Annotated in this window: 13 protein-coding genes; 6 read left to right on the plus strand and 7 right to left on the minus strand. The window is 37.7% G+C overall.

Annotated features, from left to right (window positions below; all coding sequences use genetic code 11):
- Positions 1-164: 164 nt before the first annotated feature.
- The 4 genes from QM481_RS21840 to QM481_RS21855 form a co-directional block, all read right to left on the minus strand.
- Entirely contained in the window at positions 165-1,649 is a 1,485-nt protein-coding gene (locus QM481_RS21840; RefSeq protein ID WP_283383323.1) for an arabinan endo-1,5-alpha-L-arabinosidase, read from the minus strand.
- Positions 1,650-1,851: 202 nt separating this feature from the next.
- A complete protein-coding gene (locus QM481_RS21845) occupies positions 1,852-3,405 on the minus strand; it encodes a RagB/SusD family nutrient uptake outer membrane protein (RefSeq protein WP_283383324.1) in 1,554 nt (517 codons plus the stop codon).
- An 86-nt stretch (positions 3,406-3,491) separates the two neighbouring features.
- Entirely contained in the window at positions 3,492-6,881 is a 3,390-nt protein-coding gene (locus tag QM481_RS21850; protein ID WP_283383325.1) for a SusC/RagA family TonB-linked outer membrane protein, read from the minus strand.
- A gap of 228 nt (positions 6,882-7,109) precedes the next feature.
- Positions 7,110-8,159, minus strand: coding sequence for a FecR family protein (locus QM481_RS21855; RefSeq protein ID WP_283383326.1), 1,050 nt, complete (start codon positions 8,157-8,159; stop codon positions 7,110-7,112).
- Positions 8,160-8,492: 333 nt separating this feature from the next.
- Between QM481_RS21855 and QM481_RS21860 the strand changes: the two genes are divergently transcribed.
- Positions 8,493-9,098 carry an RNA polymerase sigma factor gene (locus QM481_RS21860; protein WP_283383327.1) on the plus strand — a complete coding sequence of 202 codons (606 nt, stop codon included), beginning with the start codon at positions 8,493-8,495 and terminating at the stop codon, positions 9,096-9,098.
- On the opposite strand, the gene QM481_RS21865 is transcribed toward QM481_RS21860, so the two are convergent.
- Positions 9,095-10,087, minus strand: a complete 993-nt coding sequence (locus QM481_RS21865; protein WP_283383328.1) for a bile acid:sodium symporter family protein — start codon at positions 10,085-10,087, stop codon at positions 9,095-9,097. The two genes, QM481_RS21860 and QM481_RS21865, sit on opposite strands and share 4 nt — an antisense overlap.
- Before the next feature lie 136 nt (positions 10,088-10,223).
- Between QM481_RS21865 and QM481_RS21870 the strand changes: the two genes are divergently transcribed.
- The 3 genes from QM481_RS21870 (at position 10,224) to QM481_RS21880 (ending at position 12,042) form a co-directional block, all read left to right on the plus strand.
- Entirely contained in the window at positions 10,224-10,655 is a 432-nt protein-coding gene (locus QM481_RS21870) for a MarR family winged helix-turn-helix transcriptional regulator (protein ID WP_283371300.1), read from the plus strand.
- Between the two features lie 93 nt (positions 10,656-10,748).
- Positions 10,749-11,165, plus strand: coding sequence for an organic hydroperoxide resistance protein (locus QM481_RS21875; protein WP_283383329.1), 417 nt, complete (start codon positions 10,749-10,751; stop codon positions 11,163-11,165).
- A 163-nt stretch (positions 11,166-11,328) separates the two neighbouring features.
- Entirely contained in the window at positions 11,329-12,042 is a 714-nt protein-coding gene (locus QM481_RS21880) for a recombinase family protein (RefSeq protein WP_283383330.1), read from the plus strand.
- Between the two features lie 86 nt (positions 12,043-12,128).
- On the opposite strand, the gene QM481_RS21885 is transcribed toward QM481_RS21880, so the two are convergent.
- Positions 12,129-12,458, minus strand: coding sequence for a hypothetical protein (locus QM481_RS21885; RefSeq protein WP_166551203.1), 330 nt, complete (start codon positions 12,456-12,458; stop codon positions 12,129-12,131).
- Between the two features lie 618 nt (positions 12,459-13,076).
- Between QM481_RS21885 and QM481_RS21890 the strand changes: the two genes are divergently transcribed.
- Together QM481_RS21890 and QM481_RS21895 are read left to right on the plus strand one after the other, a co-directional pair.
- Positions 13,077-14,288, plus strand: coding sequence for an acyl-CoA dehydrogenase family protein (locus QM481_RS21890; protein WP_283383331.1), 1,212 nt, complete (start codon positions 13,077-13,079; stop codon positions 14,286-14,288).
- Between the two features lie 11 nt (positions 14,289-14,299).
- Positions 14,300-15,364: a phosphotransferase family protein gene (locus QM481_RS21895; RefSeq protein WP_283383332.1), complete on the plus strand. Its 1,065-nt coding sequence runs from the start codon at positions 14,300-14,302 to the stop codon at positions 15,362-15,364.
- Between the two features lie 69 nt (positions 15,365-15,433).
- On the opposite strand, the gene QM481_RS21900 is transcribed toward QM481_RS21895, so the two are convergent.
- Positions 15,434-17,755, minus strand: a complete 2,322-nt coding sequence (locus QM481_RS21900; RefSeq protein ID WP_283383333.1) for a glycoside hydrolase family 3 protein — start codon at positions 17,753-17,755, stop codon at positions 15,434-15,436.
- Positions 17,756-17,861: the final 106 nt, after the last annotated feature.

The following is a 17,861-nucleotide window of genomic DNA, read 5'->3' on the forward strand; positions in this document are numbered from 1 at the left end:
GGGTATATCTTTTTGAAAATGTCAACAAAAAATGGCTCGTAAGCATTTGGTAAGTTATTTTAGTGGTACGTCGTTTATTATGAGCTTATCAATTCCTGAATATTGAATTTTAAAGTTTATGGTGTGACTACTACTAATTTTTTACACAATGCCATTTCTCAAAACTATTTCTTCTTTCCCCAAATAGCAGTTCCTTTATTATTCAACCCTGAAAAAAGGATTGTTTCCTTCTTGTTTTCCCAATCACGACCTCTCTCTACCAATACTTCGTCGGTAAAACCATTACTCCATTTCATAGTAAGCCAAGGTGCTGAATATGACCATGTATTGGCAGTACTTCCATTAATGCCGCCATTGGCATCTAATGAAATAGTAGTGGCTACTTGAAAATCAGGCGAATTTTGTTCCTTGTCATACCCAGGCACAACTCTATATCCTAGAATAACTTGCTCCCAATCACCTACTATATTTTCTTTCGTAATAGCAGTAGTGAATTCTCCTGCATAACGTTCAGGCGAAACCACTGGCCAACCATCTTTTGTCCAAAAGATTTTACGCACATGCAAAATCATAAAATTAATATCTTGTCCCGGACGACCCTGATGCGCCATATAATACTGTCCAGCATTTTCGAAAACACTACAATGCGCTACACCTTGCCAACCCGCATGACCTGCAAATTGATAAGGAGCCAATATCATCGGACCATGGTCAATATCCTCATTCAGGTTGCGGCCTTCGAAATCATAAAAAGGTCCTTCGGGAGAGTCAGAACGCCCTACTCGGACATTGTACTTGGTAGCTAACCAATCATAAGAGATAAATAAAAAGTATTTTTTGAGGTCTTTGTTATAGATAATTTCAGGTCCTTCGATATTACCATTATATTGCCCATTGGTAAATCCACGATTCGCGACTCTTTTACCTTTATCACCTGCTACCAATGGTAAACCAGTGGCAGGATTAAGTTTCAGCATATAAATTCCATCCCAAGCCGAACCATAATAAAAATAGTGTTCGCCTGTTGGTGTAACTACCACAGTTGGGTCAATCGCATTAGTTTGACGTGTATTATCATTTTGAGAAGTAACCACCAAACCTTGTTCTTTCCAAGGACCCAATGGAGAACTAGCAGTAGCCAAACCAATCACACTTAAACGAGGGTCGCCAGAAGAAAGTGAGTAGTACAATCGAAATTCATTTCCAACTTTCATTACATAAGGCGCCCACAAAGAATTAAATGGCTGAATTCCTTTTTGCTTGATAAAATTTGCTCCTAACGTTGGCAAACCGTCAAATACCCAACCATAAAACTTCCATTCTATCAAATCTTTTGACTGACGAATCTGAATTCCTGGGCGAATATCCGTACCATAAGCTACATCAGTGTTGTAGCAATAATAGGTATCACCTTCCTTGATAATTGATGGGTCATGTACGTTATATGATCCCCAACGCAAATAATTACTTGCCGCAGCCACATCTGCATAAGAGTCTTTGATAGAATTAATATCAAAAGCTGGCGCAGTTGGCGTAGGAGTGGGGGTTGGAGTTGGCGTGGGATCAACTGCACTTTTTGAACAAGCACTTATTCCAATGATTAGTAAGAATAAGGTAATGTATGAATATTTTTTTGTTGAGAAAAGCATACGTCTTTAAGTTGAAATACCTTATTGGTAGTTACCAGTGAAGCATCAAATACTTTTTAGGTTTAGAGGCAAAGCCTAAATTTGAGAGATGTAAGCCATAGACAATAGGCAGCATAAGTAATTTTCAAAGAGAAACACTTACTTTGCCTACTGTCGACAGCCTATCTGTATTTTACTAGTAATCAAATTGTTACACCAAATTCTAGTAGCCAGCATTTTGCTTAACACCAGGATTCGTATTCACCTCACGTTGTGGTATTGGATAAAACTCTCTACCTGCTTGGTAAGTGTTAAACTCAGGGTCACGAAGCTTCAGCTCTGCTAGCTTTGTGGCATCCTGCAACCAACCCCAACGACGAATATCATCAAAACGGTGACCTTCTAAGCAAAACTCCAATAGTCTTTCGTGTGCCAACTGATCACGCATTTGAGCGACCGTCATATTGGGTTTTGTAGTTGCCAAATTTGGTAACCCTACACGCGAACGAACTCGTTGAACATATTGGTAAGCCTGCGCTGTTTGTCCTGTTTCATTTAAACATTCTGCATACATCAACAAAATATCCGAGTAACGCAACAAACGATCATTGATGCCCGAACGCCAATCAAATTCATCGGCTTTGGTTTCATCGTTTTCATATTTGCGACAGAACAAATCATTTAAGTCGTTGGGATTTGTATAAAAAGTAGCAAAGTCTTTTCCATACAATTTCATACCACCGGGTTTGTTATAAAAAATCGTTGCCTCCAAACGAGGGTCATCTTTCCCAGCAGTCGTTTTTTCTACCAAAAATTCATTGAATACCGAGCGAGTTGGTTGCACGTCTGTCCAGCCAAAGCCACGTGGCCCATAAGTAATTGCACGACTCGAAACCGTTCCCCAGCCTGGAGCTGGCTCGCCACCCCAGTTCATATCTTTACCGCCCGCATCACGTGAAAATTGCACTTCAAACAATGATTCTTTATTATTCTCTGCAACTTCAGTGAAATTATCACGGTAATTTGGCATCAAATCATATACACCCAAATCGATAATCGCCTTGAACTGCGTAGCAGCTTCGGAATATTTCTTAGTAAACAAATACGCTTTTCCTAAAAACCCTAAAGCTGCACCCTTGGTCGCACGACCTGTTTGGCCTTTATCAGGACCGGCTACATTATCATAACTTACAGGAAGTAATTCAGAAGCTTTTTTCAAGTCAGAAATTACTTGTGCCCAACCTTCCTCTACAGTAGATTGTTTAACATAAAAATCTGCTGTGCTTTTTACCGAAGTAGTTGGTAGCATCACATTGCCAAACAAATTGACTAAATGATAGAAATACAGTCCTCTCAAGAAATAAGCCTGTCCCAAAACACGGTCTTTTACCGCTTGATCCATGGCAATTTTTGGCACGAAATCTAATACCTGATTGGCCTTTGAAACACCTTCATAATACGCACCAAAAGCCCAGCCATAAATCGCATCGTTCCCTGTATTCAAGGCAAACTTCCCTGAATTGTACATTTGGTCCCAAGGACTATTGCTCTTAATATCATCGCCACGCGTATCGAGCATCAAAGGCGTACTACGCATATAGCCACCATCGATAATCAACGTTTGGTAGGCAGCATTTACCCCTTTAATCGCATCATCTTGTGACTGCCAAAAAGTAGCCGAAGTTTGCTGGTTGGGGTTTGTTTGCTCCAAGTCTTTTTCACAGCCTGTAGCCAACACCATTGTGGCAACGAACGCTATTATATATTTTTTATTCATGGAAAATCTAAAATTAAACGATTTTGTAAAGTAACTCTCAGACAGATAGTACGCCCAAAATGGCATGTACAACAGTCTACATCAAATTAGAAACCTACTTGCAAACCAAGCATAATGGTACGAGGGTTTGGATAGGAGCCATAGTCTAATCCTCTACTCAACAAACCATCACTTGCAAAGTCAGGGTCATATCCACGATACTTCGAAATCAAGAAAATATTCTGACCCGATGCGTATATTCTGATTTTACTTACACCTTTAATTTTGTTCAAAATACTCTGAGGAACGTTGTATCCAATTTGTGCATTTTGCATACGCAAATATGAGCCACTTTCTACGAACCTGTCAGAATCACGTGTATTGGCATTAGGATCTCCAATGACTGGACGTGGCACATTGGTATTGGTATTAGTTGGTGTCCAGTAATTCAAAGCATCCACGTGATGGTTACCGTATTGCTCAGCCATCAAATCACGATATACACCATTGTAAACCTTATTACCTGCCTGACCTTGCATAAAGAATGATAAGTCAAAGTTTTTGTATGATGCGCCAAAGTTCAAACCATAATAGAAGTTTGGAATAGAAGAACCCAAATAGGTGCGGTCGCCTTCGGCTGTGATTTTACCATCGCCATTAAGGTCTTTAAACTTAATATCTCCAGGAGCAGCGTTCAATTGTGTAGCATGATTTTTTACCTCATCCGTATTCTGGAATATACCTTCAGTTACATATCCATAAATCTCTCCTACAGAATGTCCAACTTCTGTTTTACTGGCTGCACCGTAAATCGGTTCGTTGTTTCCACCCAAGGCTAATACTTTGTTTTTGAGCGTATGTGCATTAGCAGAGATTTCATATTTAAAATCTCCAGATTTTTTACGATAAGTTGCCGTTAATTCAACACCTGAGTTGCTAACAGAAGCGATATTGGTCGTAACGCTCGCGTTGGTAGAACCCACCGAAGCAGGAATAGGAATACCCACCAACATATCATAAGCACGGTTATCAAAATATTCAGCAGTAAATGAGATTTTATCATTCAAGAAACCAAAATCAACCGCTACGTTGGTTGTTCTTTTAGATTCCCATTTAATAGATGGGTCAACCACTTGTGTACGAGTAGCACCTGGAGCTAAAGTATTGTTGAATACATAATTAGCATTGGTATTGACATAGGTATCATAGAGATATTGACCAATAGACTGATTACCTAATTCGCCAAAACCACCTCTTACTTTCATGCTATTGATAAATTCTGGCAACTGAATATCATTGTGAACATTCCAAGCAGCAGCTAGTGACATGAAGTTACCAAAACGATTAGATGGACTAAATCTTGAAGAGCCATCACGACGGAAATTGAATGTTAACAAATATCTATCTCCATAATTGTAGTTCACACGACCCAGATACGATTGAAGCGCAGCATTCCACTGATATTCGCTAATACCACGACCACCAGATGCCTCTAATCCAGAGCTTAGTGTTAAGAAATAAGGCTCAGTAAGTCCTAGAGCCGTTCCTGTCATGGACGCCCACTCATCTTTTTGGTGCGTAATACCTGCCAACACATCAATCTTATGTTTACCAATTTCTTTCAAATAGGTTGCAGTATTTTCAATCAAGAAAGTATTGGCACCACCACGAGTTTGAGATAAAAATGCCAACGGAGTTAAGTAGTAAAAACCTAAATCATATTTTGGTTCAAAGAAAAAGTCCTTCCAATCAGTACGGTCGTAACTAACACTTAATCTATACTTTAGATTTTTAGCTAATTCCAATTCGCCCCAGAAATTGCCTAAAATACGGTTACGATCTCCTGTACTTTTCAATAAAGCATTCATCCCTACTACGTTCAAAGTAATAGCTCGTTGTGTATTATTGTCGCTACCACCATAACCGCCCAAACGATTTGAATCATATACAGGCATAGTCGGAATGGCAGTCAATAAACTGGTTACACTTCCACCAAAAACAGCATGCTCTCTTGTATTGGCATTATTTACCTTATGTGACTGTGTGTAAGCAAACTTTGCCCCAAATGAGAAAATACCTTTTTTACCTGTCAAGTTACCATTCAAGCTATAACGAGTATAGTTTTGTGGACCAGTATAGGTACTACTTTGGTCAAAATAGCCTACAGAAACACTTCCTCTTAGAGCCTCAGTACCACCCGAAAAGTTGAGGTTATGGTCGGTAATTTTACCAGTTTTAAAACCTTCTTTTTGCCAATCAGTATCTACTTTACTGATATAAGACGGGCTTTTCAGATCATTGGCAGGCGCTACTAACAAACCAGCATTCAACTCTGCTGCACTTGTAATATTTTGATAACCAACGCGATTGGTCACAGGAATACGTCTAGCAATTTCTTGCACACCAGCATATCCTGAATAATCAACTTTCAACGGTCCTGCTTTTCCTTTTTTCGTTGTAATAATCACAACGCCAGTGGCTGCACGAGCTCCGTAGATAGCACCAGCAGAGGCATCTTTCAAAACTTGAACACTTTCTATATCATCTGGTGAAAAATCAAATGGGGCATCTACAGGAACACCATCAATCACGAACAATGGACTGTTGTTATTGAAAGAACTAATCCCACGAATTTTGATACTTACAAATCCGCCTGGCTCCCCAGAACCATGCACTGTAACCCCAGCCACTTGACCTTGGAGCATTTTGGCTACATCATAAGTCGCTGTTTTCTTGGCATCTTCCATTTTAACGATACCTACAGAACCCGTCAAATCTTTGACTTTTTGCGTACCATAACCAACCACAACAACTTCGTCTAGTTTGGCAATGTCGGCCGTTAACTCAACATTGATAGTACTGCGACCACCCACACGAATTTCTTGTTTTAAGAACCCTACAGATGATATTTCAATGACAGCATTGGCATCGTCTACCTCAATTTTGTAGTTTCCTTGTGCATCCGCTACCGTTCCTTTATTTGTTCCTTTTATACGAATAGTAGCACCAGCCACAGGCTGATTATCTTCACGGCTTGTTACTCGACCAGACACGTGCAATACTGCGCCAGACACTATAATATCTTCGAGAATGGCGTTTGACTGTACGTTTGGGTTAAAATTTCGGTCGGTATTGGCTGTATTCAAAACATGGATATTACCACGTACTTGCTTGAATTGAAGGTTTACCTCTTTGGTCAAGAAATTAAGAACTTCCGAAAGCCTCTTGTTTTGTACATTCAGCGTAACTTTTACCTGCTCGTTGAGATAAGCATCATTGTATGAAAAATGAAATTGCGTTTGCTTTTCGATTTCTTTGAATACCTGAACAATCGTAGCTTTTTCAACTTTCATGTTCAGACGAGTATCTTCGATATTTTTGGCTTGTGCACCAAAAATGCCTAGAATATTAATTTGTAAAATACTCATGAGGAGCATTAACATAGTCGTAAATCGTTTTTTTAACTGGAGAAGCGACTTGGGTCGAAGGATTTTCATATATTTGATTGGGATTTTGATGATTGAAATAATTAAAATTCCTAGTTCTGCTCTATCGCACAGACGCCAATCTTTTTAGATAGCTCAGAACTCAATCAAGGAGCCGACGCATAGTCGGCTTTTTTTGTTTGGTTAGCTGGAGTTTTGAAGCAAAGAATTCATAATTAATGTTTAGATATGTTAGCGAAAAATATGAATATGGTTGGTGATATTGCTTTTGGAAATAGCTTATCTATTTGATACGATTTTTACTTCTTTTCCCTTGATTTCAAAATCAAATCCTGAAGTAAATCCTATACCTGTCAAAACATTTTCGAGAGATTCGTCATAAAACTCACCACTATATCTCCCTTTCAATTTTAGGGCTGGGTCAACTATGATTTTCACGCCGTACCAAGTTTCGATTTTTGATAAAACGCTTGGCATATCATCCTTAGAAAAGTACAATATATTGTCTTTCCAAGCGAGTTCAGATTTTGAGTCAAACGTGCTGACTTCTATCTGCTTTTGAGCTTTATGCCAAACGCCCATTTTGCTAGGGGTAAGTATTTCTGATTGATGATTTTCGACAACACTCATACTTACTTTTCCTGTTCTTACAGCCACCTTTCCAATGGCATCTTTTTCAGAATCATTTACAGAAAAACTTGTTCCCAAAACTCTAGTTCTCAAATGTTTTGATTCTACCACAAACGGTTTTTGTGGATTTTTCACAACATCAAAAAATGCTTGTCCATTCAGTTCAACTTTTCTAATTGTATCTTGAAAATCAGAATTATACGAAATAGAACTTCCTCCTTGAAGCGTTACAATTGAGCCATCAGGAAGAATCACTTTTATTCTTTCGCCTGGATTAGCACCATAAAATTGCTTATTTCCCATGGTCAAAACAGAAGTCATCAAACGCTCTTTAGCAAATTCTGTTTGTAATGAATAGGTAATTCCAATAACCACGGAAGCTGCCACCCACCAAAATCTTTTAAGATTATTCGTGAAAATTGAAATAGCGTGTTGCTTTTCTGCGTCAGAATTTTGAGCAACAGTCGATTTGATACTTTCAAACATCGCATCTAACTCCTGTTTGTCTAAATGATACTGATGCTTATAGGCAAGGTTTTGAATAATATTTTTGGCAAGCTCAAACGTCTCTTTTTTGTCAGGATTATTCAAAAGCCAATTGTTCCAAAACTCATTTGAAACATCATCTGGCTCTTTTACCCATTTTACAAATGAAGAGTTACTCAGAAATTGCTCTATATTGGGTTGATTCGATTCCATAGTTTAGTTCTTTCAAATACAGAAAGACAAAAACTCAAGGAATGACCATAGTAATCGAAGAAAAAATTTTACTTTTTTTAGAAAAAATAAAATTATACCATTTAACATTCTGATAATGAAACATTTACATTATCAATAAAAATTATCAAATACTAGCTATTTAATAACTTTATAAATTTTTTTTTGCATTTTATTGAGTAGTAAATCAAAAAATATCCTACATTTGACCTAAGGAATGAACAATTCCCTTTTTATTTAGTCTCAATTGTGTAATAATGACACATATAGGCCTTTAAATTGAATTAACAAGCCATATATTTTAATTGAATAGCCATGAAGAATTTCTCCGAAGAGCAAATTTGGAAAGCATTTAAAGATGGAAGCGATGAAGCCTTAAGTTTTATCTACTATCAATATGCCCCAAAGTTATATAACTATGGCAGACAGTTTTGTGCTGAAGCAGACCAAGTAAAGGATGCAATTCAGGATTTATTTTGCGAAATGATTCAATCAAGAGGGCGTCTAGGAGATACAACTTCGATTAAGTTTTACTTATATGCGAGTTTGAAACGTAAACTGATGAGAGTACAAGAAAAGCAACAAAAACAGTTTGCTTTCATAGGCTTAGAAGGCGGTTTTGAACTTAATATTGCTGATGGAAATGACTTATTTAATCAGATATTTTCAGCAGATACCAGTCAGATCATAAAAGAAGCATGTGCAAAGCTTCCCGAAAAACAACGAGAAGCTATTGCCTTATACTTTTTTGAAGGGCTAAGTTATGAAGAAATTGCCCAGATTATGGCTATGACTAAAGTAAAGTCAGCGAGAGCCTTAGTCTATCGTGCCCTAGAATCATTATCTGAAGATTTGACCATACAACAGCATGTTTCACAGGCTATTACAGCTTTGTGGGCTATATGCCTAACCACTAATTAATGATTGGCTTGCTGAGCCATTTTTTCACCCCGCTTTCGGGCTAGATAACTTGCACCAATGAGTTGTCCAGCATGATAAATCATAATGGGTAATAAATAAATCCCAACCTCAGCACCTGCACCAAACAACACTTTACTCATAACAGTACCATGCACTAATGATTTTTTGGATCCACAGAATATGGCTGTTGAAGTGTCAGCTTCGTTAAACCCAAGTTGATGCGCACACCATTTTATCAATTGATACACTACTTGAAATAGTACAATCATACCTACAGACAACCAAATGATATTACTTATGGGTAACGTTGCAAATATATGGTGGTCAAACGAATCACAGAAAGATTGATATACAATCAAAATGATTACTGTTTGATCGACCATCTTTAAGGCAACTTTGTTTTTTTGTGCCCAAGCACCCCCAAATTTGTTTAGGATCATCCCGATAATTACAGGTACTATTACTTGTAAAACTAACTTCATTAGGACATCTGTCAAATCGAAATTACTGTTGACTTGCCCCATAAACAGTGACATCCATAATGGTGTTAATACAATTCCCAACAAGCTCGAAAGCGTAGCATTGAAAATAGCAGACACCACATTTCCGCCTGATAATGAGACCATTACAACCGAAGAAGAAACCGTAGAAGGCAATGCGCCTAAATAAAATATCGCTAACCATAAGACAGGTTGCCCTATAGAATCGAACCAAGGTTTGACCAAAAGTGCGAGTACAGGAAAAAATATAAATGTGCTCGTTTGGATCAAAGTATGTAATTTCCAATTACTGATTCCGACTAATAACTGTTTGGTATCTAATTTCAAACCATATAAAAAGAAGGTCATACTAACCCCGTAAGTCGTTGCAAAACCCAATGCTTTATCTAAGGTAACTGCTCCTAATTGTGGATATAGATAAGCAAGGACAATAGCTCCTATCAAAGAAAGAATAAATCCATCTATTCCATATTTTGCCAAAAATTTCATATTTACTTTAATTATTGATTTCCTAAAAAAACAAAAATAGGGCTTCATGACTTTGTTTTAGCATTTTCAGAAAATTTTAATTAAATAGCTTGCAATTAAATTGCAAACAATTTAATTTTACACAAAAAACAAGCAAATGAATCAACTCAAGTTAGAAAACCAGCTTTGCTTTCCGTTTTACGCTATTTCAAGGCAAATAACTGCCCTGTATAGACCATTGCTCGAACCACTCGACTTGACCTACCCACAATATCTCGTCTTGTTGGTTTTATGGGAATCCAAAAGTTTATCTGTGAAGGATTTAGGGAAAAAGCTATTACTCGATAGTGGGACATTAACTCCGCTGTTAAAGCGTATGGAACAAGATGGATTAGTAATCCGTCAACGTGACAAAGCAGATGAAAGAGTCGTATTCGTAAGCTTGACTGAGAAAGGAATTACACTAGAAAATGAGGCGAAAGATATCCCCTTCAAGTTAGCCTCATGCTTGGCACTTTCGATGGAAGAGTTTATCAATTTGAAAGCCCAATTAGATAAACTAATGGAGACAACCTCAGCTTTAAAATAACAGAAAAATACAATTTTAATCATAATTCAATAAACTAACATTTGCTCTTATTAGTGGTACAATTTTCTAATAAAGCAATAACATTATACAATCATGCAAGCATTATATCAGGCATCGGCAACAGCGACAGGTGGTCGCAATGGACAAGTAAAATCTTCAGACGGAGTATTGGATTTAGAAGTAAGAATGCCCAAGGAATTAGGAGGAACAGGAGGTGCATTTACCAACCCTGAACAACTTTTTGCTGCTGGCTATTCAGCGTGTTTTGATAGCGCTTTGAATCTTGTGATTCGTATGCAAAAAGTAACTACGGGTACAACTTCCGTAACAGCAGAGGTTGCTATTGGTAAAAACGATGCAGGAGGTTTTGGTTTATCAACAACATTGAAAGTACATATTCCAGGTGTAGAAAAAGATGTTGCACAAGCGTTGGTTGAAAAAGCCCATGAGGTATGTCCATACTCAAATGCAACGAGAGGTAATATGCCAGTTACACTAGAAATTGTGTAAAACTAGCAATAGCTTAAGTTTTGTCAAAAAGTCTGATCAGCACACGAGTTGGTCAGACTTTTTGTCTTTAAGAGTGGATGTCATTTGGACTTATGTATTTTTCTATTATTTTTACAAGACAATAACGAGCATTGTAGCCTTGTAAAATTTTCTAAACTGTTATATGAAGAAGTATATAGCCTACCTGAGAGTTTCGACTAAAGGACAAGAACGCTCAGGCTTAGGATTAGAAGCACAGCGAGCTATCATTTATCATTATGCAACTCTTGATAAAATTGAAGTAACGCAAGAGTATATCGAAGCGGAGTCGGGTAAAGATATAGACAACAGACCGATGCTTCAATCTGCGATTGCCGACTGCTTAAATGACAAAGAGGCGTTTTTGATAGTAGCCAAGTTAGATAGACTCAGTCGTGACGTGAAAGATACTTTTGATATTTTAGAAAAAGTTCGAGGGAAATTTGTAAGTTGTGACATTCCTACTCAAAACGGGGTTTTGGATACCTTCACGTTAGCAGTTTTTGCAGGTTTGGCGCAACGTGAACGTGAACTGATTAGCATCCGAACTAAAGCTGCCTTGCAGGCAAAAAAGAATCGGGGCGTGAAATTAGGTAAACCTGAAAATTTTACAAATGAATCAAGAGCCGTGGGAGCCGCATCGACAAAACAAAAAGCCTTAAAAAATTTAAACAATCGCTTGGCTTCGGCCTTAATTGAAAGATTCGACCGAGGATTGTACACCCTTCAACAAATTGCAGATGAGCTAAACTCTAAAGGATTTAGGACTTCGAAGGGAAAAATGTTTCACCCAACTACCGTAAAAAGATTAATTGAGCGCCGAAAAGTACCTGTTTCAAGCATTTTGAAGGCGTCGTAGGTAGCTTATTGTAAGGCGTCGTAGGCTGTTATCGAGAATATTCAATTCTCAGCGCCTTCGACGCTTTTATTTTTTTAGCAAACTCCTTAAAAAAGAGTTAGTTGCGTGCCTATCAGATGCTCTATTTGCACACGCTTATTTCTTTCAAAATATTCAAGTGCACGAGTCAATTCCTTTCTATTCCGACAAATTAAATACGGCTTCTTATTATGTGGACGTACCAGTCGAACATCCAATTTAAAAACCGTACCTACTCCATATTTCTGACGAAGTTTTCGACTGCACTCTATACGAAGTGTGCTATCAGCTGTTTGTCCATCCAGAGGGCGTAATCGTACACGACCTTTTTCTAGGATAGATTCAGCAAAAACATCCAAATACCAAATAGGTTGTTCGTTAAAAAGTGAATATCTCATCGGATTCAATCAAAATTACCGAGTTGGCAAACTCAAACCAAACTGTTAGTAAGATACTAATTTTTTCAATATCTTGTATAACTCCAAAACTTAGGAAGAATCAAATTCCTTTTATCTAATAGAAGCCTATTCAAAAATAATTTTGCCTAGGAATCTGTCCGCTTAATAAGTTTGGCTAAAAATTTGAGGATATTTTATAGTAAAGAATAGGCAAAGTGTGCTTTTAATAATGGAGTTTTGAAAAGAAATATTCAAATTATTACTATCATAATCCAAACGAAAACGTTACCGATAACGATTGCGTAAAAAAAAATATTCATCCTCGTTGAAATAATTTGAATACTATCCTAATTTAGTTGTCAAATTTGCGGTAATATATTACTTTTACAAAAAAATCTTATTTTCCTGTATCACAGGTAATTCTCATGATTTTAGGCGCTCTCTGAGCTAAAACATATTATCATAGTTTTTATAGAAAATTGGGTGTAGTTACTGGCACTATAATATTTATGGTGTCAGTTTTTTTGTGCCTATACCAAAGTGATTATTCTCATTTCAAGAAAATATTAAACTTTTCTTTGTAAATTCCTATCATAATTCACTTTGAAAAAACATTGTATGAACTTCTCTCATTCTCCTAAAACACTTGACTTGATTCAAAGAGTTGAGCACTTCGTCCATAAATATATTTTACCCATTGAAGAAAAATTTCGAGAAGAACCCTTTATCTCGAATCCAAAATTTCAAGAATGGTCTCTCGATGAAGAGATAGAATCTTTAAAGAAACTAGCAAAATCTCAAGGATTGTGGAACCTCTTTCTTCCAGAAGTTAGTGGTTTGAGCAATGTTGAATACGCGCCTCTTGCCGAAGCAATGGGATATTCGTTATTGGCTCCAGAAGTTTTTAATTGTAATGCTCCTGATACAGGCAATATGGAGGTACTCTGGAAATACGGAACTGCTGAACAAAAAGAAGTATGGCTTACTCCTCTCTTAGAAGGCTCAATCCGATCGGTTTTTTGTATGACCGAACCAGCAGTTGCCTCAAGTGATGCAACTAATATGAAGGCTACGATTGAAGACAAAGGTGACTATTTACTCATAAATGGTACCAAGTGGTGGAGTACTGGCATAGGGCATCCTAATTGTAAAATTGCGATATTTATGGGTTTATCAAATCCAGAAGCAGCCAAGCACGCCCAGCACTCAATGGTACTAATTCCGCTAGATGCAGAGGGCGTAACCATCAAACGAATGTTACCTGTATTTGGTACTTATGACCCGCCGTATGGTCACGGGGAGGTGAGTTTTGAAAATGTCAAAGTCCCTAAATCAAATCTTATTGGTGGACTAGGGAAAGGCTTTGAAATAGCACAGGGTCGCTTAGGTCCTGGTCGAATTCATCATTGTATGCGAGTGCTTGGAGCAAGTGAACGAGCCTTACAACTAATGATAGAAAGAGGAAAATCAAGATCCGCTTTTGGAAAGTCGCTTATTGAACTTGGAGGAAATACAGATATTATAGCCAATGCTCGAATGGAAATCGATATGGCAAGGTTGCTCGTTATGAAAACTGCCTTTTTACTAGATACTTATGGTATCAAAGGTGCCTTGAGTGAGGTCTCACAAATTAAAGTAGTTGCACCGACAGTTGCTTGTAAAATCATAGACCAAGCAATGCAACTATTTGGAGGTAAAGGACTTAGCAACGATACGCCACTCGCTGGGTTATATGCCTACGCTCGAACCTTAAGACTAGCTGACGGCCCTGATGAAGTTCATAGAAATGTAGTGGCCAAACTAGAACTAAAGAAATATCGAGAATCCTAAAAGGGCTAGAAATGGAAAACTTATTGATTGATAAACCCAAAGAGGTTCGTAACGAAGACCAACTAGATTTGGATACATTGAAAAGCTATTTAGCAAAAGAGTTCTCTATTACTATTGACTCCATTACCTTGAAGCAGTTTAGTGGTGGAGCCTCTAATTTAACGTATCAAATTACAATAAATGAAAAGGAATACATTCTGAGGTGTCCGCCTAAAGGTACCAAAGCCAAGGGGGCACATGATATGGCAAGAGAGTCTAGAATAATGTCGGTATTAGCACCTTACTATTCATACGTACCCAAAATAGAGTTACACTGTAAGGATACTGCCATAATAGGTCGAGAGTTTTATATAATGGAAAAAATCTCAGGAATTATTCCTAGAGCAAATCTTCCTAAAGGTTTAGAATTAAGTCCTGAAAAGGTACGAAATCTATGTATTAGAGTAATAGACAAATTAGTTGATTTACATAAAATCAATATTGAAAATACTGATTTACAAGAATTTGGCAAAGGAAAAGGCTACGCAAATAGGCAAATCACGGGTTGGGTAGAACGGTACCGAAAAGCCAAAACATGGAATGTACCTTCTTGCGAATATGTGATTCATTGGCTACAAAACAACATTCCGTCTGAAGAATATACCTGTTTTATTCACAATGATTTTCGTTTTGATAATATCGTTCTTTCAGCTGACGAGCATTTAGAGGTAATCGGTATTCTGGATTGGGAAATGGCAACGGTGGGCGATGGACTGATGGATTTGGGCAATAGTTTAGCCTATTGGATTCAAGCAAATGATGATTTTGTATTCAAGATGTTTAGAAGACAACCCACACATCTAAGAGGGATGCTAACTCGTAAGGAAGTCATTAGCTACTATTGTGAGCGAATGAGCCTAAAAAATGTAGATTTTACCTTCTATGAAGTATATGGGCTATTTAGATTATTGGTGATAATTCAGCAAATTTATTTTCGGTATCATCATAAACAGACTAGTAATCCTGCGTTCAAAAACTTTTGGTTTATGGTCAATTATCTCAACTGGCGTTGCAAAAGAATTATTAAGAATAAGTAATTAAAAAGACAGGCGAGAAGGAACTATTTTCGCCTGTCTTTTTAATTACAAATAATGGATCATGTTATATTATTTTTTATACAACTTAACACGACCGTCTTTGATAACACCTCTCCAATTTAAGCCAAAGCCAAAATCGTATACATTACCTTCTGAGTCCTTGTGACATTCCATATCATGTGGCACATCTTCTGCTTGTCTTTCAACAGTACTCATATTAGCAGGCATTTGAATGGGCAACAGAGCGGAAGGTTCTTTTTTTCCAGAAATAATATCAAAAATAGCTTGATCCTGTACTTTAAAGTTTACCAAAATACCCTCTACCTCCTTCTCAAATTCATTGAATACCATCGGATTCTCCATCGATACTGAAACGATAACAGGTTTTCCTTTCATCTTAGCTTTTGTCTCTAAAATCATATCCAAGTCAGTCGAATTTGAAGCCTTTATGGTTTTACCCTTATAAGAGCGGTTCGTTGAAGCCTCCAATGGATCTCCACCAGCAATACTCGTTTCACGAGCCTCAGTAGCAGTATATTCTTTATACTGTAGACTTATTGGCAAATAACCATTACCACCTTTTTCCAAATCTGCTTTATCATAGCCAATGCCAGAGGCAGGGTTATTCACAAATACGATGGCACAATCAGCCTCATTTGGATTATCAGTAACTGTAAAGTACTTCTTAACAATATTTAAGTTGACAGGATACTCCAACGATTCAGGTGTTTCCATTCCTAGGAAATTACGAGATTTGGGAACAAAACGTTTTGGAATATAGACAGTCTTACCTAAGCGAAGCGGTAGAATATTTCCTTTGTTTTTAAGCATTACAATTGAGCTAGTCTGCGCTTCAAAGCCCTCACGCATAAATGTAGGATTACCCACTACTTTCACGGTTTCTTGAACATCCAAATACGGGTTTTCAAACAAACCTACACGGAAAATATTACGTAACAAACGAACCGCTGATTTTTCCATACGAGCACGCATCCATGTTTCTCCACGCTCTTTTACACCCATAGCATAAGCATCGATAATAGGTTTAGAATCATTGTTACCTCCAAATTGATCCACTCCAGCTATCAAAGCTTTGTAATGCAACTCCGCTTCAGTGAGTTTTTCTAAGCCCCATGGCTTACCATCTACGAAGTTGTCCATTACTGTGTGAGCATGAGTTATACCCCAGTCAGTACACACAACACCATCATAGTGATATTTATCTCTGAGCAAATCTGTGATGATATATTTATTGTAACTATTACCTACGTTTTCGTTATTTTTTGTATCAAAGCCCCACGAAATTGTATAGTATGGCATCACAGCAGAAGCCATCTTAGTTTTACCTTTTAGTTTAAAAGCACCTTCAGTAAAAGGTATAAAATGTTGTGCATAGTTTTTGCCAGGGTAAACCGCATATTTCCCAATAGCATAATGAGCGTCACGACCAGCTTCGCCAGAACCACCACCAGGCCAGTGTTTCACCATCGCATTCACACTTCCAAAACCCCAACCATCCTTAATTTCTCTATCACCATAAGAAGTTTGAAAGCCATCAGAATATGCTTGTGCCATCGCTGCACTCAAATAAGGGTTTTCGCCAAAAGTGCCACTCACACGACTCCAACGAGGTTCGGTAGCAATATCTACTTGCGGAGATAATGCTGTTGCAATACCCAAAGCACGGTATTCGGCAGAAGCTACTTCTCCAAAACGATGCATAATAGTTGGATTAAAGGTGGCTGCTAAGCCTAATGAACTTGGCCACATCGAAATCGTCCCGCCAGCTGCAGCATTATATTCGGCACTCGCCAAAGTTCCATGTCGAGGATCAGAACTATTGTTAGCAGGAACACCTAATGGGGTACTTTCGACAAAAGCTTGCATTTTATTATTCCATTTAGCAGCTACCTCAGGACTTTTTACTGTAGTCAACAAAACATGTCTTAAGTTATCTTTATCCAAAAATGTTCTCTGCTGATCGGTCATGTCCGAAGGGTCAGTTTCACCTTCCTTATAAGGCTTACCATTATAAGTTCCAGAAAAATATCCCACAGGTCGTGCAGGCAACGACTGGTGACCTGAATATAACATCAAGCCTGCAATTTGCTCAACTGACATCTTTGATGCTAAATCCTTAGCACGAACGTCGATAGGCAAACGCCAGTCTTCATATTTATCAAGCTTTCCGTTTTTGTTCAAATCTTTAAATGCCCAGCCATCTACTGTCAATATTTTCACACCAGAACTCGGAGCATAGCCTAATTTAACGCCACCTTTGTTTTGAATAAGAGTAAAATCGCTCTTCGATTGTGCTGTATATTTCTGAGCTTGGGCACTCAGTGATAGCGCCAAAGTAGCAACAAATAATGGTATATGTTTATATTTCATATCGTAAAAATTAATAAGGTTATTATTGAATTAACATGATACAAAGAAAGGGATTATTACCATTATTTGATTAAATTTTTATATAATTCACGTTAATTTTTAGTCA

Source organism: Flectobacillus rivi, assembly GCF_030056655.1.
GTDB lineage: Bacteria > Bacteroidota > Bacteroidia > Cytophagales > Spirosomataceae > Flectobacillus > Flectobacillus rivi.